This is a genomic window from Niallia sp. FSL W8-0954, from assembly GCF_038005605.1.
In the GTDB taxonomy this organism is placed as follows: domain Bacteria; phylum Bacillota; class Bacilli; order Bacillales; family Cytobacillaceae; genus Niallia; species Niallia circulans_A.
This window is the reverse complement of record NZ_JBBOTN010000001.1, coordinates 3,088,401-3,108,696: the sequence shown is the minus strand read 5'-3', so window position 1 is coordinate 3,108,696 and position 20,296 is coordinate 3,088,401. Positions and strand designations below refer to the sequence as shown.

Below are 20,296 nucleotides of genomic sequence, written 5' to 3'. Positions count from 1 at the left end.
GTACAACTATAAATAGATGGAATATTTGCTTGTGGGAATTTTTCGGTATTTATAAGAAAAAATGAGATTCCTCTCTTGTTATTTTTATTTGATGTTCTTTTTTTATAGGCGTATACTAATAATGTCACTAATTTTTGGAGGAACGAAAAATGATCAATCAAGAACGTTTATTAAATCAGTTTTTAGAACTGGTACAAATTGATTCGGAAACAAAATATGAAAAAGAAATCAGTATCGTACTAAAAAAGAAATTTGAAGAATTAGGCTTAGAAGTGATAGAAGATGATACTACAGCTATTACTGGTCATGGTGCAGGAAATTTAATTTGTACGCTTCCTGCAACGAAAGAGAACGTGGATCCTATTTACTTTACCTCACATATGGATACAGTAGTACCAGGCGTTGGCGTAAAACCATCCATTAAAGATGGATACATAGTAACAGATGGCACAACAATACTCGGCGCAGATGATAAAACTGGTCTATCTGTTATGCTTGAAATACTTACAGTAATCAAAGAAAATAATATTCCTCATGGAACGATCCAATTTATCATTACAGTTGGAGAAGAATCTGGATTATTAGGTGCAAAAGCACTTGATCCAAAATTAATCCAAGCAAAATATGGGTATGCACTAGATAGTGATGGGAAAGTAGGAAATATCGTTGTGGCAGCACCGACACAAGCAAAAGTTAAAGCAACGATTCTAGGAAAAACGGCTCATGCTGGCGTAGCACCCGAAAAAGGAGTTTCTGCTATTACTATTGCGTCAAAAGCGATCGCAAAAATGCCTTTAGGTCGTATCGATAAAGAAACAACAGCTAATATTGGCAGTTTTGCTGGTGGTAAACAAACAAATATCGTTTGCGACCATGTAGATATCCTTGCAGAAGCACGTTCATTAGTAGAAGATAAAATGCTTGCACAAGTAGCGAAAATGAAGGAAGCATTTGAATCGGCAGCTAGTGAAATGGGTGGACAGGCAATTGTCGAAGTGGATGTTATGTATCCAGGCTTTAAATTTGGAGAAGGTGACCATGTTGTAGAAGTAGCGAAAAAAGCGGCAGCGAAAATCGGCAGAAGCTGCGAACTACAACAAAGCGGTGGCGGAAGTGATGCCAACGTTATCTGTGGTTTTGGTATCCCAACGGTTAACTTAGCGGTAGGTTATGAAGAGATTCATACAACTAATGAAAAAATGCCAATCGAAGAATTAAATAAATTAGCTGAAATGGTACTTGCTATAATAGATGAAGTAACAGGTCAATAATTATATGATGGAGTTGTGGGTGTTTCCTTTTTAGGGAAGCACTCTTTTTAGTATAAATCAAACAAATGTTTCTATTTTTACTTGCATTTATCTAGAAAACAGAGGAAAATATTGTATAGGTAAATACTACTGTAAAATAGAATCTTTGGGGGGAATATAAATGGAAGAAAAGAAGGTTGTTATATTTAAAGTGGCAAACGGAGAATATTCCGTAGATGTTTCTTATGTCATATCAATTGAAAAGGAAGAGCAGATTACCCCTGTTCCTCAATTGCCATCCTTTGTCAGAGGAATAAGAAAAGTAAGAGACGAGCTTATCCCTGTTATTGATTTACAGATGGTTTTATATAATCAAAAAACAGAGGAAAATGAAAATAATAAATTAATTGTTGCACGAACAGAAGATATTTCGTTTGCAATGATTGTAAATGATGCAAAAGAAATTCTTGATATAAAAGACGAAGTAATAAAAGAAGTGGGCATTTCCGCTTATCAGAAAACAGAATATATAACAGGTGTTCTTAATTTAGAAAATCGTTTGGTATTAATGCTTGATCCAACTATTTTACTAGAAACACTTGAAGGTGTAAAAGAAATTAAAGACTATATGAAAAATCAGCCTGCGTAAGCAGTAAGGTTTGCGCTAAAAGCAGAGGAATAGAAGTGACTATAAATGATCTTAAAGAATTGGTGAAAGCAAAATGAAAGAATTTTATCCAAAAAAAGGACGAGTTATTTTACACGTAGATATGAATAGTTTTTATGCATCTGTTGAAATGGCTTATGATCCACAGTTAAAGGGGAAGCCATTGGCAATTGCAGGAAATGAAAAAGAGCGCAGAGGTATTATTGTCACTTGCAGCTATGAAGCAAGAAAATTTGGTGTAAAAACAACCATGCCTTTATGGGAAGCGAAGAAAAAATGTCCGGATTTAATTGTTTTGCCTCCAAATTTTGATCGTTATCGAACGGCATCTCTTGCGATGTTTCAAATTCTTCACGAATTTTCCGATATTGTTGAGCCTGTTTCCATTGATGAGGGATATGTAGATATTACGCATTGCCATGAGTTAGGAACACCGATATATATTGCAAGAACGATTCAGAAACGAATTTTTGAACGGTTAGACTTACCATGCAGTATCGGGATTGCCCCTAATAAATTTCTTGCCAAAACAGCTTCTGATTTAAAAAAACCAATGGGAATCACGATTTTAAGAAAACGCGATATTCCTAAAATACTTTGGCCGATGCAAGTAGAAGAAATGCATGGTATAGGAAAAAAAACAGGGGGAAAACTAAGAGCAATTGGCATAGAAACTATAAAAGATTTAGCAATGGCGCAGTCTATTCTTTTAAAAGCAACACTTGGCATCAATGGAATTCGTTTAAAGGAGAAAGCCAATGGAGAAGATAATCGACCAGTTGATCCAGAAGCTGCCAATGAATTTAAAAGTATTGGCAATTCAACAACATTGCCGCGCGATATAAAGAATCAGCAGGATTTATTCCAAGTATTGGCATCTTTAGCGAATAAAGTGGCTACAAGAATGAAAAGAAAACATGTACATGCTAATCATCTATCTGTAACCATTCGCTATGGGAACAGAAAAAACTATTCCAAGAGCAAAAAATTAGCAAATCCAATTAAATCAGAGGAAGAGATATTTCAGCAGAGCAAAGAGATTTTTACGACAGCATGGGATGGAAATCCTGTTCGTTTATTAGGTATAACAGCAGGAGATTTAATCGACAATAATATTGTAGTAAAACAACTTGATCTCTTTTCCTTTGAAAAAGAAGCAGCGAAAGAACCATTATGGACAGCAATAGATAGGCTGAAAGAAAAATATGGCGCTTCTATTATTGAACCAGCATCAGAAAGAAATAATATTTCGAAAAAAGAAGAAGACATTGGTACCAAAACTAGTTTTAATAAAGATTTTTTGCAAGGAAAGAAATTTTAGTTAAGTTATTTGTGACAAAAAAAATTTTTTTAAATAATCAAGAAAAGTAGTTGCATTTTAGTTGCATAACTTAAAAAATCTTGCTAAAGTTAAGTGAATTCTACTATAAGGATACATAGTTTAGAAGGGACGTTAGGAAAAATGACAAAACAGCAATTTGGTGTAATCGGTTTAGCGGTTATGGGTAAAAACCTTGCTATGAATATCGAAAGCAGAGGCTATACTGTTTCCGTTTTCAACCGTTCAAAAGAAAAAACAGAAGAAATGCTTAAAGAATCAGAAGGCAAGAATATTGTTGGAACATATACATTAGAAGAATTTGTACAATCTTTAGAAGTTCCACGTAAAATCATGTTAATGGTTAAAGCTGGTCCAGCTACAGACGCAACAATCGAGCAATTAAAACCTTTATTAGATAAAGGCGATATTGTCATCGATGGCGGTAACACATTCTTTAAAGATACACAAAGACGTAATAAAGAGCTTAGTGAACTTGGTATTCACTTCATCGGTACAGGTGTTTCTGGCGGTGAAGAAGGAGCATTAAAAGGACCTTCTATTATGCCTGGTGGCCAAAAAGAAGCATATGAATTAGTTGCTCCGATTTTCCGAGATATTTCTGCAAAAGTTAACGATGAGCCTTGTACAACTTATATCGGTCCAGACGGTGCCGGCCACTATGTAAAAATGGTGCATAACGGAATCGAATATGGAGATATGCAATTAATCTGTGAAGCATACTTCATCATGAAGCATGTTTTAGGCTTAGAAGCGCAAGAACTTCATGAAGTATTTGCAGAGTGGAATAAAGGGGAGCTAGACAGCTACCTAATTGAAATCACTGCAGATATCTTTACTAAAGTTGACGAAGAGACTGGTAAACCTTTAGTAGATCTAATCTTAGATACTGCTGGTCAAAAAGGAACTGGTAAATGGACAAGCCAAAGTGCTCTAGACTTAGGTGTACCACTTCCAATGATTACAGAATCCGTATTTGCTCGTTTCATTTCTGCAATGAAGGACGAACGTGTAAAAGCAAGCAAAGTACTTTCTGGCCCAGAAATTAAACCTTTCACAGGTGATAAAGCAGCATTTATCGAATCAGTTCGTAAAGCTCTATACTTAAGCAAAATTGTTTCTTATGCCCAAGGTTTTGCGCAAATGAGAGAAGCGTCAGAAGAATACGATTGGAACTTAAACTATGGCGAAATCGCAATGATTTTCCGCGGTGGTTGTATTATTCGCGCTCAATTCTTACAAAAAATTAAAGATGCATATGATCGTGATCCAGAATTGAAGAACCTTCTATTGGATCCATACTTCAGTGAAATTACTGAAAACTACCAATCAGCATTACGTGAAGTAATTTCTGGAGCTGTCTTAAACGGTATTCCTGTACCAAGCTTTGCAGCAGCATTATCATACTTTGATAGCTACCGTACAGCAACTTTACCAGCAAATTTACTACAAGCGCAACGTGACTACTTCGGTGCTCACACATATGAGCGTCTTGACAAAGAAGGAATCTTCCATACAAACTGGATGGAAAAATAAGAATGGCGATAAAAAGCACACTACGATTTTATATGTAGTGTGCTTTTTTTTGAAGGAGAAGGTGGTGTTCATGAGATGGATGAACACCAAAAATAAGAGAGAGCAGAGGAAAAGAGGTGTTCACAAGATGGATGAAAGCCAAAAATAAGAGAAGGAGGAAGAAAAGAGGTGTTCATAAGGTGAATGAAAACCACAATGAAGAGAGAGCAGAGGAAAAGAGGTGTTCATAAGATGAATGAAAACCACAAATAAGAGGGGGAGGAAGAAAAGAGGTGTTCACAAGGTGAATGAAAGCCAAAAATAAGAAAAGGAGGAAGAAAAGAGGTGTTCATAAGGTGAATGAAAACCACAATGAAGAGAGAGCAGAGGAAAAGAGGTGTTCATAAGGTGAATGAAAACCACAATGAAGAGAGAGCAGAGGAAAAGAGGTGTTCATAAGATGAATGAAAACCACAATGAAGAGAGAAAAGTAGAAAAAAGGCGTTCATCAGCCATTTTAGAACCAACCAAAAAAGAAAAAGGCAGTAAAGTGACCTTCATACATAAATTTTACGTATCCAAAGAGTTTAAACAACTACAAAAATCTACAAACAAATTACAACGAGAAGACAAAAAAATATGCTGCTATAACAAGCAGCACATTAATCTAGCAAATTACTTTTTCACAAAAATAAATGTATTAAAAACAACCTACTCTTTAAAAGTTATATCAATATAAACAATTTCCGATCTGCTGCCAATTCTAATGGGCGGTCCCCAAAATCCAAATCCAGAGGAAACTATTGCATGAAGCTGCTTCTTTTTCTTATAGCCCCAGTCCAACTCAAAAACTCGTTTGGTAATTAGATGGTTTGGTGCCATTTGCCCGCGATGGGTATGTCCAGATAGAATGATATCAATTCCATCATTCATTGCTGCTTCCAGTTCATCTGGCTGGTGATCCATCATCAGAATTGGTAAATGGTTACTTTCACTTTCAAGAAGGCTAGGAATGGAAAGTCTTTCTTGGTCCGTTTTATCTTTACGACCAATTAATCGAATGGTTTCATCGATAGTTACTTTTTCGTCCATTAAGATGCGAATACCAATTCGGTTCATTTCTTCTAGAAAAGTTGGAATCATTTTGCCGTAATATTCATGATTACCTAATACCCCAAAAATACCTAAAGGAGCTTGTAATTGTTTTAATTGTTCTCCCATATCCTTTTTCAAAAAAGGAATGGGATCGTCATCAATGATATCCCCGGGCAGCAAGATTAAATCTGGCTCTAAACCGTTTATTTTCGTTACAAGGCGGTTTAGATGACTTTTCCCAGATAAAGTACCAAAGTGCATATCAGAAGCCATAGCGATCCTCAGAGAGTCTCTTTTCGCTTGTTTTTTGTCTACTGTGAGTTTATAGGTTCTAATAACAGGAGAATAAGCGTTAAATGTTCCGTAAATAAGTAAAAACAGAAGAATTACCGCGGCAGCACTTCCTACTATTTTTGTTGCATCTTCTGACGGAATAGATAGGTTTAATAAAAGCCATCCTAAATTAGCTAATGGAAACAGTATGATACCATATTCAAAAATAGCAAGCCAGTACGCACCAAGTACTTTAAATATGGTAATGGACTTAAGGAAATGGCTGACAATATATGAATAAGAGAAAAGAATAACTGCTCCAATATAAATGGATGGATAGGTTAATAGATTTAAGGAATCAAGCCATACATAACCATTCCATCCTAAGTAGAAGACGAGTAGATTATATAAAAGGAATACGAGAATGACAGATAGGATTAATTTGATTTTTTTCATGAGAAACTCCTTAGACTGAAATCATAATTTAGGGAAAGAAAAAACGTGAATACAATAAGATTCACGTTTTTTTAGAGAGTCACTTGAAGTGTGAGTTAGCAAACATCTACTTCAAATTGATTAACTGGCCACCAGAAGAAACCATCTTTTTCTAATAATTCATCAGCTTCTTTTGGTCCCATTGTACCAGAAGCATAATTAGGGAATTGAGTAGCAGGTGTTTGTTCCCAAGCTTGGGAAATTTTATCGACATAGCTCCAAGATAATGCCACTTCATCCCAATGAGTAAAGTTAGTAGCGTCTCCATGCAAGCTATCGTCAATTAGCTTTTCATATGCTTCTGGCGTATTGATTCCTGCAATACCAGTATTAGCATAGCTTAGCTTGATTGGTGTTGCTTCCATATTTTGTCCTGCTTTTTTGGCGTTTAAATGTAAAGTAATTCCTTCTTCTGGCTGAATGTGAATAACAAGAAGATTTGGAGTGATTTCTTGATTTGGACGATTATATAAATTCATTGGAATATCTTTAAATTGTACCACTATTTTTGTTGATTTACTTTCTAATCTTTTACCAGTACGGATATAGAATGGTACACCAGCCCAACGGAAGTTATCAATCATTACTTTTCCAGCGACAAAAGTTTCTGTGTTGGAGTTAGGGTCTACCATTTGTTCTTCGCGGTAGCTCGGTACCTCAACATCTTCCACAAGTCCTTTTCCATATTGTCCTCTTACAAAGTATTTATCAACTTCATCTACTTCAACAGAACGCATGGCACGGAAAACTTTCACTTTTTCTGAGCGAATCTCATCTGGTGTAAGTTTAATTGGCGGTTCCATTGCAAGTAGTGCAACCATTTGCAGCATATGGTTTTGAACCATATCGCGAAGTGCCCCGCTTGTTTCATAATATCTTCCACGTTCTTCCACGCCTAATACTTCACTTGAAGTAATCTGAATGTTACTGATATAGCGGTTATTCCATAGATTTTCAAAAATTGCATTGGAAAAACGGATTGTTTCGATATTTTGAACCATCGCTTTTCCTAAATAGTGGTCAATTCGGTAAACTTCATCTTCAGAAAAAGCAGTACGAATTTGTTCATTCAGTTCTTTGGCCGATTCTAAATCATGACCAAATGGTTTTTCGATAATTAGACGTTTGTACCCTTTTACTTCTGTTAGTCCATCCTGCTTTAAATGAATGGCGATAGGACCAAAGAATTCAGGTGCCATTGCTAAGTAGAATACACGATTACCATTTAAGCTATGTTTTACATCTAATTCATCAGCTATGTTTTTAAGCTCAACATAAGAACTTGAATCTGTAACATCATGTGAATGATAGCAGAAATAAGAAGCGAATGTCTCAAGATCATCATTTTTAGAACTTGCAATTGCTTCAGAAACAGAATTAACAACATTTTGTTTAAACTGTTCTTGTGTTAATGTTCTTCTCCCGACACCTACAACCGCAAAATTTGCTAATTTACCTTTTTTATACAATCGATAAAGAGAGGGGAAAAGTTTTCTATTCGCTAAATCTCCTGTTGCCCCGAAGATCATAATAAGTGCATTTGATGTTTGTTTTTCATTCACTTTCTAGTACCTCATTTCATTTATATATGTATGAAAATTATTAAATTGCTGTTTTACATAGGTGCATTTTCACTTAAATAATACATGTACCTATACAGTTATAAAATTTTATCTTTTTCTTAAGGAGATAGCAACAAATTTGTTTGTAATTTTTGCAAATATTTTTACTATTTGTATTTACAGCAGAAATTTTTCATTCATCCAACATGATATTACAATATATTAGCAAAAGTTACTAGTTAAAAGATTTACGTATTTGGATAAACAGGCAGCTGTAAAGTATACTTAATACATCTATTCTATTTTAGTATTTAATGATACGCTTTTATTTATACAAAGGATTCATGACAAGAAAGAAAACGAAAGGGGATTAGTAAGCTTATTATGAAGTTGCAATTTTTAGGAACTGGGGCAGGTATTCCAGCAAAAGCAAGAAATGTTACAGCGATTGCTTTAAAGCTTTTAGAAGAGAAGGGAAGTATTTGGCTGTTTGATTGTGGCGAAGCAACGCAGCATCAAATTTTACATACCAATATTAAACCAAGAAGAATTGATAAAATTTTTATTACCCATTTGCATGGAGACCATCTATATGGTTTACCAGGTTTTCTCGCCAGTCGGTCTTTCCAAGGGGGAGAGACACCACTAACGATATATGGGCCGAAAGGAATTAAGGAGTATGTACAAGTTAGCCTTGCTGTCAGCAAAACTTTTTTAAAGTATGCGCTAAATATTGTAGAAATCGATGAAGGCATTATTTTGGAAGAACAAGATTTTATCGTGGAAGCAAAAATACTTGAGCATGGTGTTACAAGTTATGGCTATCGGATTATAGAAAAGGACCGACCTGGAAAATTAGATACAGATAAATTAAAGCAATATGGAATAATGCCTGGCCCTATTTATAAAAAAATTAAAGAGGGGGAAGACCTCGTCCTTGATGACGGTACGGTTGTAGGTAGCCAAACCTTTCTTGGCCCGAATATTAAAGGGAGAATTATCACTATTTTAGGAGATACAAGAACCTGTGCTTCTGCTGAGATTTTGGCGAAAGAGGCTAAAATATTGGTTCATGAAGCAACCTTCTCCGAAAAAGAAAGTTCCATCGCAACGGAATATTATCATTCTACAACGGCACAAGCTGCCAAAACAGCTAAAAAGGCAAATGTAGACTGTCTCATTCTTACACATATTAGTGCCAGATATGATTATGCATTAACAGAACAATTATTGCAGGAAGCAAGAACTATCTTTCCCAATACATATATAGCAGAAGATTTTTCAGAATACGAGATATAAGTAAAAGGATGTTGTCAAAAAAGCGGCAACATCCTTTCTATATTTAAATAATGTTATTTGGACAGTTTTAGTTCTTCTGTAAGTGCTTTTCCCATCCTTTTGGATTGGGCTGTTGCCTCTTCCATACACGAAATGAAGGCCTTCTGTACATCATATTGCTCAAGAATGTTAATGCCTGCTTCTGTTGTGCCACCAGGACTAGTTACATTCTTGCGAAGCTCAAGTGCACTCTTGGAGGACGATGCGATCATTTCCGCTGCACCAAGGATTGTTTGTACAATCAACTCATTAGCTACTTCCCGATTTAGTCCGATTTTTACAGCTCCTTTTTCCATCGCTTCCACTAAATAATAGATATAAGCTGGACCGCTTCCAGAAAGACCGGTTATGGCATCTAATTGTTCTTCTTGAACAAATGTAACTAATCCAACTGTTTCAAACATGTCCAGGACGAATGTTTTTTGTGCTTCTTCTACAAAGGAGTTGAAGGCAATACCTGTTGCTGATTTTCCAACTGTTGCAGAAGTATTGGGCATAGCACGTGCAATGGGAACTTCCAGTCCGATTAGCCGTTGCAGACTGTCCATATTTACGCCAGCAAGCACGGAAATGAGCAGCGTTTCTTTTGTGATATAATTTTTCCATTGTACAGTAGCTTCTTTTACATCTTTCGGTTTCATCGCGAGAATAATGGCATCAGCTTCTCCAACTAATCTTTCTAAATCGAAAGAGTATTTAACACCATAGCGATTCTGTAATTCAATGAGTCTTTCTGTATTACCGCGGTTTGTGACGGTAATTTCTGTACTCTCCTGCAACTTACTAGAAACAATCCCCGAAATTAACGCTTCGCTCATAGAACCAGCACCAATGATAGCAATTTTTTTCATTTTTATTCCTCCTATAAAAACGTTGTATGGAAATAAGAAAACCTCTCGTCATAATGAAAGGACGAAAGGTTTTTTCCGCGGTACCACCTTAGTTTAACTATAATCAGCACACGTGTGTGATTATACAACTCTTTTCCGGTAACGACGGTTTACGTTTAGGTTTGCCTAACAACTCCTAAGTAGGTTCAATGAAATGAATCTTGATGAAGTTTTGCAGCCATAGAACTTCACTCTCTAGCAAGCCATTGTCATTTACTAATCTTAATCATCGCATTCCTATGATAAATTTATTTGATTATGCAAGAAAAAAGGCTTGTCTGTCAATAGAAAAATAGAATAGTGGGAAAATTAGTCCGTTGATTGTATAATTAAATTTAGAATTTTACAAAAAAAGGATTCGCAATGGAGAATAGAATAAATGGTTCTTATCTATATTTCTTGATAGATGATAATCTCATCTATTGTTACAAATTAGAGTCACACACATACATTACATTAGATGACTAAAAAAAACTAAGCATTCTCCTCTTTATAATATTAAAAATAGACAAGAGTTTCAAAGCTTTGAACATGAAAATAGTGAAGCAGTGCAAGGTCTTGGATTATTTTTGGATGAAGAAAGTTTAAACGAAATAGTTACGTGCATCAACAAAGCGATAACAAACAACAGAAGAAAAGACCGTGAAACATAAAAAAGCTATTCATCTTGTCGCATCCCAATATATTGCAGGTAGATTAGCTGTTAATCTTCAAAAGAATGTCGAAGTGATCGGCTTAGATGGATCCTTTATGTTTGGACCATTACGTCAACTGGATGTACATAATGGTCAAAAGGAACGGTCTGAATGGATTTATGATAATATTAATCGAGAATTCGAGGAGAAAAATCCATACATAACTGCACTACAGAATAAAATGAATAGTTTAGATGACATTGATGATAAAAGACAAGTATATATATGGTATGGGAATAACATCGAAGAACAGCTAGCATTAAGATTTTTCATGTTTATATTTAAAAAAAGATCAAATCCTCTTTATCTTATCGATACAGCAGAAGTACTTAAAAAAATTGCACCAAATGAAAAGTCAATGATTCATACAGCAGAAATAAAAAACGAATTATTACAATCTATATTAGACCATATTGATAGCAGCTATATGGTAACAACTAATCAAAGAGAAGGATTAGCAACTGAGTGGCAATCGATAGCCAATGCTGATGAACTTTTAAGGATATGGGAAAACCAAGCGATTGTATCGGTGGATTTGGATTATTTTGATCAAACGATTGTAGAAGTACTGAAACGAATGAGTGAAAAGGAAAAATTAGATTATATCAAGACTAGTCAGCTTATTTGGAGAACGATAGAGGAAGAGCATCTTTATATGGATCCCGATTTTCTTGAATATCGGATTCGTCACCTTGTTTATTCAGGGGTGTTTAAGATGAAAGGAATTCCTAAGAATATGAGACGTTATTTTGTTTGTTTACAAAAAGAAGAGTGAAGTCTATGTTGTTATTTTGAACCTTCTATGTGAAAATGAGAAAGGAATCTTGTCTTTATTAAGGCTAAGAAAGAGAAAAGTAGGTTTTAATCGATATAATATATCAATATAATGATGATTATTTAGGAAATAAGTAAATGGGCATTTTTACATCATGCATGTGCTTTTTGAGGTGGATAATGAAGGGATTAAATGGAAAGAACATTGTAATTACAGGTGCATCATCTGGCATAGGAGAAAAAATTGCTATAAAAGCTGCTCGTTTGGGGGCTCGTCCCATCCTTCTTGCTCGTTCAGAAGATAAGCTCGCTGCTATTTGCAAGAAAATAAATAATCAGTTTCCCGGACAAGCTATTTATTTTACTTTAGATGTAAGCAATCCGGAGCAAGTAAAGGAAGTCTTTGCTAAGATATATCAAGAGGTTGATTTTATTGATATTTTGCTCAATAATGCAGGATTTGGCATCTTTGATATGGTTCATGAAGCAAAGATGGAAGACGTTAATCGAATGTTTCAAGTAAATGTAATGGGGCTTATCGCTTGTACCAAAGAGGTATTGCCTTCGATGCTGCAAAATAATGGCGGGCATATCATTAATGTCGCCTCCCAGGCAGGGAAACTCGCTACAGCCAAATCAAGTGCCTATGCTGCGAGTAAACATGCTGTTCTAGGATTTACAAATAGTCTCCGACTGGAAGTAGCCAATTCAAATATAAAAATCTCTGCTGTAAATCCAGGACCAATCGAGACAAATTTTTTTCATACAGCTGACAAAACGGGGAATTATGTGAAGAATGTGCAGAAATTTATGCTTTCAGCTGATACAGTCGCTGAAAAAATAATAAAATTAATGCTACATCCAAAACGTGAGTTAAATTTACCTTTGTGGATGAATTGGGGAAGTGTTCTTTATAATCTATTTCCGGGAATTGCAGATAAGCTCGTTGGCGGGATTCTAAATAAAAAATAGAATTAGCTAAAGTGTATTCGTAATGTAACTATAAACAACATCTTGAACTAGATCATAAAGTTCATGGGCAGGATGTTGTTTTTTTAAAGCGATGATGTGGACTGCTAATCGTTCATATTCATGGAGAGGGAGTGAATTGGGTTCCATATGATATTGTTTAAGTGATTTCTGAATCATTTTTTTTATGAATAATGTATTCATCTTATCTTTCCCTATTAATAAGTAGTTTTTCTTTTAAGTATAAAAAAATAGTATCTTTGTTCAAAGTATTATATACTAATTTTTATCTAATAAAAGGATTATCACTAATTTTTGATTAAATAAACGATAAGGCCAAACCTATAGGGAGATGAGATAAATGGAAAAAGCAACTTTTGCAGGTGGATGTTTCTGGTGTATGGTATCCCCATTTGAAGAACAGCCAGGTATTGGCGGCATTGTTTCAGGTTATAGCGGGGGGCATGTAGAAAACCCAACTTATGAACAGGTGAAAACAGGAACGACAGGACATTTTGAAGTAGTGGAAATCACTTTTGATCCTGAAATCTTTCCCTATGAACGTTTATTAGAGTTATATTGGCAGCAAATTGATCCGACAGATCCAGATGGTCAATTCCATGATCGCGGGCCACAGTATCGAACAGCGATTTTTTATCATAATGATAAGCAAAAAGAACTTGCAGAGAAATCAAAACAAGCTATGGCAGCAAGCGGAAAATTTAAAAAGCCAATTGTTACATTAATTGAACCAGCTGCCATCTTCTATCCAGCAGAAGACTATCATCAAGATTACCATAAGAAGAATAAGCAGCATTATAAAGAGGATAGAGAAAAGTCAGGAAGAGATGTATTTATCAAAGAACACTGGTAAAAAAAGAAAAAAGCGAATTTTGCTAGGAAAACTATCTTTAATGATAGATGTAGCAAAATTCGCTTTTTTGTATTTTATTCAAGCCTATTGTACTATATTTTTTCCTAATAATCCTAAACAGTTTCGCCCTTCGAAGTTTTTTGTTTTTTAAGCTAAAGTATCGTCGATATATGTCGATATGATATAAGGATTAGATCAATGAAAAGAGGTAGCTTTAATGAAATTTTTACAAAATATCAATATTTCTAAAAAAATATTGATTATCATTATGTTTAGTACTATTGGACTAGTGCTGATCGGATTATTTGGAATATATGGTATAAAGGAGATGGCGAAAAGTTCTAAAGAAATGTATGAAGAAAATTTAATACCTAATACTTACATAGCAAAGATCCAAAACTATCGCCGCACAAACGACAGCTTAGTTATAGAGCTAATGATAACAGAGGATAAAAAGAGAAATGAAGAGTTATTAGAGACTATTAAAAGGAATTCGGAAGAATCGGATAAATATGTCAAAAAGTTAGATGCTATTTCGCTTTCCAAAAAAGAAGCGGATGAATATAAAATTTTTAAAGATGCCTATACAGGCTTTAGTAGTATTCAAGATGAAGTGATATCATTAGCAAACAATAATTTTAATGACTCAGCCTATAATCTTTACACGAAAAACCTTGAATCGAAGAGAAATATTATTAACAGTCAATTGGATGAACTCCAAACAGCAAATGAGGAAAATGCAGAACAGATATCAAATGAAAATAACAAGTATTATAAGACAATGCTATATATTTCTTGGGGAGTTATATTTGTTGCTGTAATACTTGCTGTATTATTAGGTCTCTATATATCCGCAATGATTGTCAACCCAATTAAACGTCTACAGGCTTTAATGGAAAGAGGAGGACAAGGAGATTTCTCTGCAAGATCAAGTTATCAGGCGAAGGATGAAGTAGGTTCTCTATCTGATAGTTATAATAGGATGGCGGATGGAATGAAGGGGCTTATTGAAATGTTATCAGAAACGTCCCATCATCTCGCTTCATCATCGGAACAATTGAGCTCCAGTTCAGAAGAAAGCAGTAAAGCAAGTGAACATATTTCAGAAACAATCCAGCAGCTTGCAGAAGGTTCTGAAACCCAAATGAGATTGATGGAATCAAGTACAGCTGGCATCCGTAATGTAAATGAAACGACTGGCCATATAACAGTGCGTGCAAAAAAAGTGGCTGAAACAGCAGAGCAGACAGCGGATGTATCGCTTGAAGGTGCAAAACGTATTTCAGAAGTAACGACACAAATGAAATCCATTAATAATAATGTGGTGACACTTGCTGAATCAATAGCTACATTAGAAACTAGAATAAATCAAATAGGAGATATTACTATGGTAATATCGGACATTTCTTCCCAAACCAATCTACTAGCATTAAATGCAGCTATCGAAGCGGCAAGAGCTGGGGAACAAGGAAAAGGTTTTGCTGTTGTAGCGGATGAGGTAAGGAAATTAGCGGAACAAACAGCAGGATCGGCTGAGCAAATTACTAATCTTATCAGCCAAATACAAATTGATTCTAAGAATACTTCTTTATCGATGACAACTGCTGCAAATGATGTAGATACAGGATTAACAATTGTTCAGGATGCAGGAGAATCATTCCATAGAATCGAACAATCTGTGCAAGAACTAGTTATATTAGTAGAGGAAGTAAGTCAATCGCTTGATCAATTAAAAGAACATACTAATACGATTAATGGTTCGATTTTGGAAGTGAATTCAATGGCAAGTGAAGCAGCAGCTAGTACAGAAAACGTATCTGCTGCAACCGAAGAGCAGGTTGCATCCATGCAAGAAATAGCAGCTTCTTCTACATCATTAGCACAATTAGCTTCTGATTTACAAGATAAGATAAAGCAATTTAAAATATAAAATTTCATAGAGAATTGCTTAAAATGTATGGCAGTTCATTTCATTTAGTATACGAATAGAGTATACAACAAATATAACCCCAAACCCTTATACGGAAATGGTAGTCAAAATTTCGTATAAGGGTTTGGGGTTTTTATTCAAAAGAAATGAAAGAATGATAGATTTAGAATTTGATCTAAGAGGTTATAACAAAAACTTTTTTATGGGTTCAAAGGAATATCGTATAGTAAGTATTATGCGCATTTAAAGATCGTTATCCTTTCGGCAGTATCTTCTAAATTAATATATTGTAAAATTAATCATAGTTTGAAGGAAAGTCGTAACATTTGGAGAAAGCTGGATAGTTTTTGTCACGATAAAATAAATTTGAGGAGGGGTAGCTATGAAAACTCACTATTATTTAGGTTGGTTTAACAATTTTTTCCCAGAGAAGCTAGGAAGAATATTGCAGGAGGATATAACTGATAGAAAATCGCTTGTAATGATCAGCTCGAATCCTCTTTGTGCTCAAGAGAAGGGGGCTACAGAACGATCTTGGCTTGACCAGGCTGGCATTATGTTTGATACATATCATTTAATTAATTATAGTGTTCAGAAAAAAGATGCGCATGCTCTAATCGAAAATGCTTCAGTTATATTCTTATTGGGTGGAGATACACTTAATTTAAATAGTTTTTTGAAGGAATATGAACTGTCGGATTTGATACGAAAAAGCAAGGCTGTTGTAATGGGGGCAAGCGCTGGTGCGATCAATATGTCCGCAAAATGGTTATGCTCTGAACACTTTGGCTATGAAGTGGAAATAAGCACTGTTTATGATGGAATTAGTCTTGGCAATTTTTCGGTTCTGTCTCATTTCGATCTAGAAAATAACCTTGCATTGGTTCAAAAGGAACTATCTTCTTTATCAGAGGAAATAGACATTTATGCATCGAATAAAGATTGTGTTGTACGAGTAAAGGAAGATAAAGTGGACATTTTTGGTGATGTGTATTTAATATCCCACTCAAAGATTCATAAATTAAAGGAGACACTCTAATTTATTTAGTAATATACAGAAAATTCTTATGTTAACTTCTTTTATTTTCCTATATTATGGTATGATTTAATTAAGAATAATGAGGGTTCGTTACTGAAAGGGAGGATATGAGTTGAGAAAGTATATTTTTACTGCATAGCAAAGGCTATGTAAAATGCATAATGTAGCTTTTGTTTATTTCTAATAAAACGAAAAAAATTATTAGGAGTGCAAAATGAGCTATAAAAACGCAATGGAACTTTTACCTTCTGAACTGTTGAAGGAGGTTCAAAAATATATCGATGGTGAATGTATCTATATACCAAGGAATGAAAGTAATAAGAAAAGCTGGGGGACTAACACAAGTACAAGGCAAGAATTGAAGGAAAGAAATAAGAATATATATAATGATTATCTAGCTGGTACTGATATGAATATATTAAGTGCAAGGTATTATTTATCTGTCAAGAGTATTCAAAGAATAGTATTAAAAGAAAAAAAGAATAATAGTTAAAAATAAGCCAATGCGTTTTTAAGTGTCGCGTTGGCTTATTTTTATTTATGAGTTAAATATTAGGTGTATCTTACAGATTTAGCAAAATATAATTTAATGAGAATGCTAAGATTCTTTTATTAGATTATATTGGGGGGAAGCGGAGGATGGCAAAATATCAACTAATAAGTGACTATAAACATATCGAAACATATAAAGAAAGCTTTAATGAATTAGCTCAAAAGGTATTTGGAATAGACTTTAGTAAATGGGATGAAAATGGTTGCTGGAATGATAACTATATATGTTATTCGTTTATCTATAGGGAACAAGTAATAGCAAATGCCTCTATCAACAAAATGACCGTTGTGTGTAACGGGATTGAATATAAAGCTATTCAAGTTGGTACAGTAATGACACATCCTGAGTTTCGTAATCAAGGTCTTTCTAAAAAATTGCTGAACCATATCATTGAAAAGCATGAAAATGAAATAGACTTTATCTACTTATTTGCGAATGAAACCGTTTTGAACTTTTATCCGAAGTTTGGATTTGAAAAAGTACAAGAAAGCAGCTTTTCTCTTTGTATAGCTGATTTAAAAAAACAAACGGTGCCAACCAAGACCATACGCCAATTAGATATAGAAAATCTAAGTGATTTGCTACTGATGAAGGAATTTGCAAAGAAACGGACATCTATTTCAACCAAATTAGCTGTCGAAAATAACGAGCAACTATTAATGTTTTATTTTCTCCAAGTATTTAACGACGCAATTTTTTATATCGAAGAGGAAGACGTAATCGTTCTCTTTAAGAAGGAAGATGAGCAACTTCATATTTATGATGTCATCAGTAGAAAAGAAGTGGAATTGGAAACCATTATAAATTATCTAATTTCCGATGAAATAAAACGAATTCATTTCTATTTCACACCAAATGACAAGATTAAAAATATCGATACAAAATTTATAACAGCGAGTAATGATACATTGTTTGTCCGTCCATTACTAAAAGCTCTACCGAACCATTTCTTATTTCCTTTGACATCCCACGCATAAATTGTAAGAGAATATATATAAAGAGAAGGATAGAAATTAATATTCTAATTGGGGAAGTATGGAACAATCTACTTACATTAAACTAAAACGGGTAACAAATTATATCAATGGGATGAGAAATGATCAAAAGGGAGTTAGAGGGAGTGTGGTAATAATTAAAGATACAGATATTATCTCCTCTAAAGGTTTTGGCTATGCTTGAAAACAATCCTCAAATAGCGGGATGGATGTGATTCTTTAATAAAGGGAGATTTCTCGTGAATGAAATGGAAGTAACTCCATCAAGCAATATTTTAGACTACTAAGGATGATATATATTAGAATTAACGGAGTATTAGAAATATTAACGAAAGAGGGGATATAGATAATGGAAGTAAAACTGTTAACTCTGCAAACGAATAATATCAAAAAAATGAAGAGTTTTTATGTAGAGACTCTTGGATTTCCATTGATTAAGGAAGATAGTCATAGCTTTTGCATTAAAGCTGGTTCAAGCAAATTGAAATTTACATCAGAAAATGTATTGGGGAATCCATATTACCACTTTGCTTTTAACATTTTTGCTAATAAATTTGCAGAAGCAAAGTCGTGGGTAAAAGAAAGGGTTGCCTTAAATATTAATGATGAGGGAGAAGATGAAGTGTATTTTTCCAATATCCATGCTCATTCTCTCTATTTTTATGATCCTTCTGGAAATATAGTAGAGTTTATATCAAGGCACTCTATTTCTGAACTAGATGAGGCTCCATTTTCTATTGAAAGTGTCATAAACATCAGTGAGATAGGGGTAACGGTTAATGATGTAGCAGCCGCAGGGAAAAGATTGATGGAAGTGGGAATTAATGAACGGGATAATAAACCTTTAGATCTAACATCCATCAACTTTATGGGAGATAAATCAAAAGGCATCTTCTTAATCCTCAATAAACCAGGAAGAGAATGGTTCTTCTCTAATAAAATTTCAGCTGTATTCCCTCTGGAAATTATCACCTCGCAGCATCACACAATTGTGGTTGATGTAGAAGGGAATTTAGAAGTTCTATAATGAAACTCAACAGCTGTATTTTTTTAAAATTTAAATGTTGTTTTATATAAGAAGAAATATAAATTGTATAAATTTATATTTGAAACTAAAAGGTTAATTATTCGTATAAGGTATTATAGATTAGAGGAGGTTGGAGAAAATGGATTATACTAAAATATATAGTGAGGAACTGATTACCTTAGTACAAGAAAAAATAAAGTCCGTCGGTGAAATTAAGGCGGTGAAGTTTGTGAGAGAACAAACAGGCATGTCCTTAATACAAGCAAAAAAGTTTGTAGATTTTTGTAAAGAATAGATATAGAATTTAGAGTCACTATATTGTGGCTCTAAATTCTATTAAGAATAGCTTCCATTTTTTATCTGCAAATATATAAAGTTCAACTATCCAAACTGTTCTTAAACACAGCCAAATATAAGTATAGATTGATATTCTAGAAAAGTTAAGTGAAATTAGGTTTAAATGTAACCTTATTAATTATTCTTTTCAAACAAAAATGAGGTTGAGAAATTTTATGGATAGAGATAAAGACTACATTCGTTATATTCGAGGAAAAGTGGGACATGATTTAATATTCCTTAATTTTGCTGGTGGTATTGTTTATAACGAACGGAATGAAATTCTTTTACAAAAACGAGGAGATAGAAATGAATGGGGGTTTCCAGGTGGTGCGATGGAACTTGGAGAATCTCTAGAAGAAACAGCTAAACGAGAAATACTTGAGGAGACAGGAGTAAATGTTGAGGTTGAATACCTTATTGGTGTTTACTCTAAATATTTTGGTGAGTTTCCGAACGGAGATACAGCTCAGACTATCACTCATTTTTTTCAATGCAAACCCATTGATGGAGAACTTATCGCAGATGGTTCGGAGACTTTAGATTTAAAATACTTTCCAAGAGACAAAGTACCGAAATTATTCACCAAACAACACGAGGATGCTTTAGAAGATTGGCTTTCCAATAGAAAAGCGGTATTTAAATAATATCTACATTGTATAAGTATTTTAATAAAATTA

At 34.3% G+C, this 20,296-nt stretch carries 21 protein-coding genes and 1 other annotated feature; of the genes, 17 read left to right on the top strand and 4 right to left on the bottom strand.

What is annotated here, in order from left to right:
* The first annotated feature begins 149 nt into the window (after window positions 1–149).
* From NX902_RS15405 to NX902_RS15385, 5 genes are all read left to right on the top strand, one after another.
* Window positions 150–1,271: a tripeptidase T gene (locus tag NX902_RS15405; protein ID WP_123257895.1), complete on the top strand. Its 1,122-nt coding sequence runs from the start codon at window positions 150–152 to the stop codon at window positions 1,269–1,271.
* 160 nt (window positions 1,272–1,431) lie between these two features.
* Complete coding sequence (locus tag NX902_RS15400; RefSeq protein ID WP_047941099.1) at window positions 1,432–1,899, top strand: chemotaxis protein CheW; 468 nt, start codon at window positions 1,432–1,434, stop codon at window positions 1,897–1,899.
* Between the two features lie 73 nt (window positions 1,900–1,972).
* Window positions 1,973–3,238 carry a DNA polymerase IV gene (locus tag NX902_RS15395; RefSeq protein ID WP_341160830.1) on the top strand — a complete coding sequence of 422 codons (1,266 nt, stop codon included), beginning with the start codon at window positions 1,973–1,975 and terminating at the stop codon, window positions 3,236–3,238.
* 141 nt (window positions 3,239–3,379) lie between these two features.
* Complete coding sequence (gene gndA / locus NX902_RS15390) at window positions 3,380–4,792, top strand: NADP-dependent phosphogluconate dehydrogenase (RefSeq protein WP_047941097.1); 1,413 nt, start codon at window positions 3,380–3,382, stop codon at window positions 4,790–4,792.
* A 391-nt stretch (window positions 4,793–5,183) separates the two neighbouring features.
* Window positions 5,184–5,510 carry a hypothetical protein gene (locus NX902_RS15385; protein ID WP_341122981.1) on the top strand — a complete coding sequence of 109 codons (327 nt, stop codon included), beginning with the start codon at window positions 5,184–5,186 and terminating at the stop codon, window positions 5,508–5,510.
* On the opposite strand, the gene NX902_RS15380 is transcribed toward NX902_RS15385, so the two are convergent.
* Both NX902_RS15380 and zwf read right to left on the bottom strand, forming a co-directional pair.
* The gene (locus NX902_RS15380) at window positions 5,483–6,595 is read right to left on the bottom strand and encodes a metallophosphoesterase (protein ID WP_095332900.1); all 1,113 of its coding nucleotides are present in this window, start codon (window positions 6,593–6,595) and stop codon (window positions 5,483–5,485) included. The two genes, NX902_RS15385 and NX902_RS15380, sit on opposite strands and share 28 nt — an antisense overlap.
* A gap of 95 nt (window positions 6,596–6,690) precedes the next feature.
* Window positions 6,691–8,163 carry a glucose-6-phosphate dehydrogenase gene (gene zwf, locus NX902_RS15375; RefSeq protein WP_047941354.1) on the bottom strand — a complete coding sequence of 491 codons (1,473 nt, stop codon included), beginning with the start codon at window positions 8,161–8,163 and terminating at the stop codon, window positions 6,691–6,693.
* A gap of 417 nt (window positions 8,164–8,580) precedes the next feature.
* On the opposite strand from zwf, the gene rnz reads away from it, so the two are divergent.
* Window positions 8,581–9,495: a ribonuclease Z gene (gene rnz / locus NX902_RS15370; protein ID WP_123257893.1), complete on the top strand. Its 915-nt coding sequence runs from the start codon at window positions 8,581–8,583 to the stop codon at window positions 9,493–9,495.
* A gap of 53 nt (window positions 9,496–9,548) precedes the next feature.
* Here rnz and proC read toward each other — a convergent pair whose 3' ends face one another.
* Window positions 9,549–10,385 carry a pyrroline-5-carboxylate reductase gene (gene proC, locus NX902_RS15365; RefSeq protein ID WP_163188613.1) on the bottom strand — a complete coding sequence of 279 codons (837 nt, stop codon included), beginning with the start codon at window positions 10,383–10,385 and terminating at the stop codon, window positions 9,549–9,551.
* A 54-nt stretch (window positions 10,386–10,439) separates the two neighbouring features.
* Window positions 10,440–10,663: a binding site (T-box leader), on the bottom strand.
* A gap of 403 nt (window positions 10,664–11,066) precedes the next feature.
* Here proC and NX902_RS15360 point away from each other — a divergent pair.
* Both NX902_RS15360 and NX902_RS15355 read left to right on the top strand, forming a co-directional pair.
* Window positions 11,067–11,894 carry a DUF1835 domain-containing protein gene (locus NX902_RS15360; protein ID WP_341160829.1) on the top strand — a complete coding sequence of 276 codons (828 nt, stop codon included), beginning with the start codon at window positions 11,067–11,069 and terminating at the stop codon, window positions 11,892–11,894.
* A 179-nt stretch (window positions 11,895–12,073) separates the two neighbouring features.
* Entirely contained in the window at window positions 12,074–12,865 is a 792-nt protein-coding gene (locus NX902_RS15355) for an SDR family NAD(P)-dependent oxidoreductase (protein ID WP_047941092.1), read from the top strand.
* A gap of 6 nt (window positions 12,866–12,871) precedes the next feature.
* Here the strand turns inward: NX902_RS15355 and NX902_RS15350 are convergent, their stop codons facing one another.
* Window positions 12,872–13,066: a YqzH family protein gene (locus NX902_RS15350; RefSeq protein WP_341160828.1), complete on the bottom strand. Its 195-nt coding sequence runs from the start codon at window positions 13,064–13,066 to the stop codon at window positions 12,872–12,874.
* A gap of 157 nt (window positions 13,067–13,223) precedes the next feature.
* Between NX902_RS15350 and msrA the strand changes: the two genes are divergently transcribed.
* The 9 genes from msrA to NX902_RS15305 all read left to right on the top strand — a co-directional run bounded on the left by msrA (window position 13,224) and on the right by NX902_RS15305 (window position 20,263).
* On the top strand, window positions 13,224–13,736 hold the full coding sequence (msrA, locus tag NX902_RS15345) for a peptide-methionine (S)-S-oxide reductase MsrA (RefSeq protein WP_047941089.1): 513 nt from the start codon (window positions 13,224–13,226) through the stop codon (window positions 13,734–13,736).
* A 217-nt stretch (window positions 13,737–13,953) separates the two neighbouring features.
* A complete protein-coding gene (locus NX902_RS15340) occupies window positions 13,954–15,666 on the top strand; it encodes a methyl-accepting chemotaxis protein (RefSeq protein WP_047941088.1) in 1,713 nt (570 codons plus the stop codon).
* A gap of 382 nt (window positions 15,667–16,048) precedes the next feature.
* Complete coding sequence (locus NX902_RS15335) at window positions 16,049–16,705, top strand: Type 1 glutamine amidotransferase-like domain-containing protein (RefSeq protein ID WP_047941086.1); 657 nt, start codon at window positions 16,049–16,051, stop codon at window positions 16,703–16,705.
* Between the two features lie 214 nt (window positions 16,706–16,919).
* Window positions 16,920–17,198 (top strand): CD3324 family protein, encoded by a 279-nt coding sequence (locus NX902_RS15330; RefSeq protein WP_047941085.1) that lies wholly within the window; start codon window positions 16,920–16,922, stop codon window positions 17,196–17,198.
* Between the two features lie 146 nt (window positions 17,199–17,344).
* Window positions 17,345–18,235 (top strand): GNAT family N-acetyltransferase, encoded by an 891-nt coding sequence (locus tag NX902_RS15325; RefSeq protein ID WP_047941083.1) that lies wholly within the window; start codon window positions 17,345–17,347, stop codon window positions 18,233–18,235.
* A gap of 58 nt (window positions 18,236–18,293) precedes the next feature.
* The gene (locus NX902_RS15320) at window positions 18,294–18,437 is read left to right on the top strand and encodes a hypothetical protein (RefSeq protein ID WP_217989368.1); all 144 of its coding nucleotides are present in this window, start codon (window positions 18,294–18,296) and stop codon (window positions 18,435–18,437) included.
* 165 nt (window positions 18,438–18,602) lie between these two features.
* Window positions 18,603–19,280: a VOC family protein gene (locus tag NX902_RS15315; RefSeq protein WP_336044380.1), complete on the top strand. Its 678-nt coding sequence runs from the start codon at window positions 18,603–18,605 to the stop codon at window positions 19,278–19,280.
* Between the two features lie 139 nt (window positions 19,281–19,419).
* The gene (locus NX902_RS15310; RefSeq protein ID WP_156485413.1) at window positions 19,420–19,575 is read left to right on the top strand and encodes a hypothetical protein; all 156 of its coding nucleotides are present in this window, start codon (window positions 19,420–19,422) and stop codon (window positions 19,573–19,575) included.
* Between the two features lie 217 nt (window positions 19,576–19,792).
* Window positions 19,793–20,263: an NUDIX hydrolase gene (locus tag NX902_RS15305; protein ID WP_336045513.1), complete on the top strand. Its 471-nt coding sequence runs from the start codon at window positions 19,793–19,795 to the stop codon at window positions 20,261–20,263.
* Window positions 20,264–20,296 lie beyond the last annotated feature (33 nt).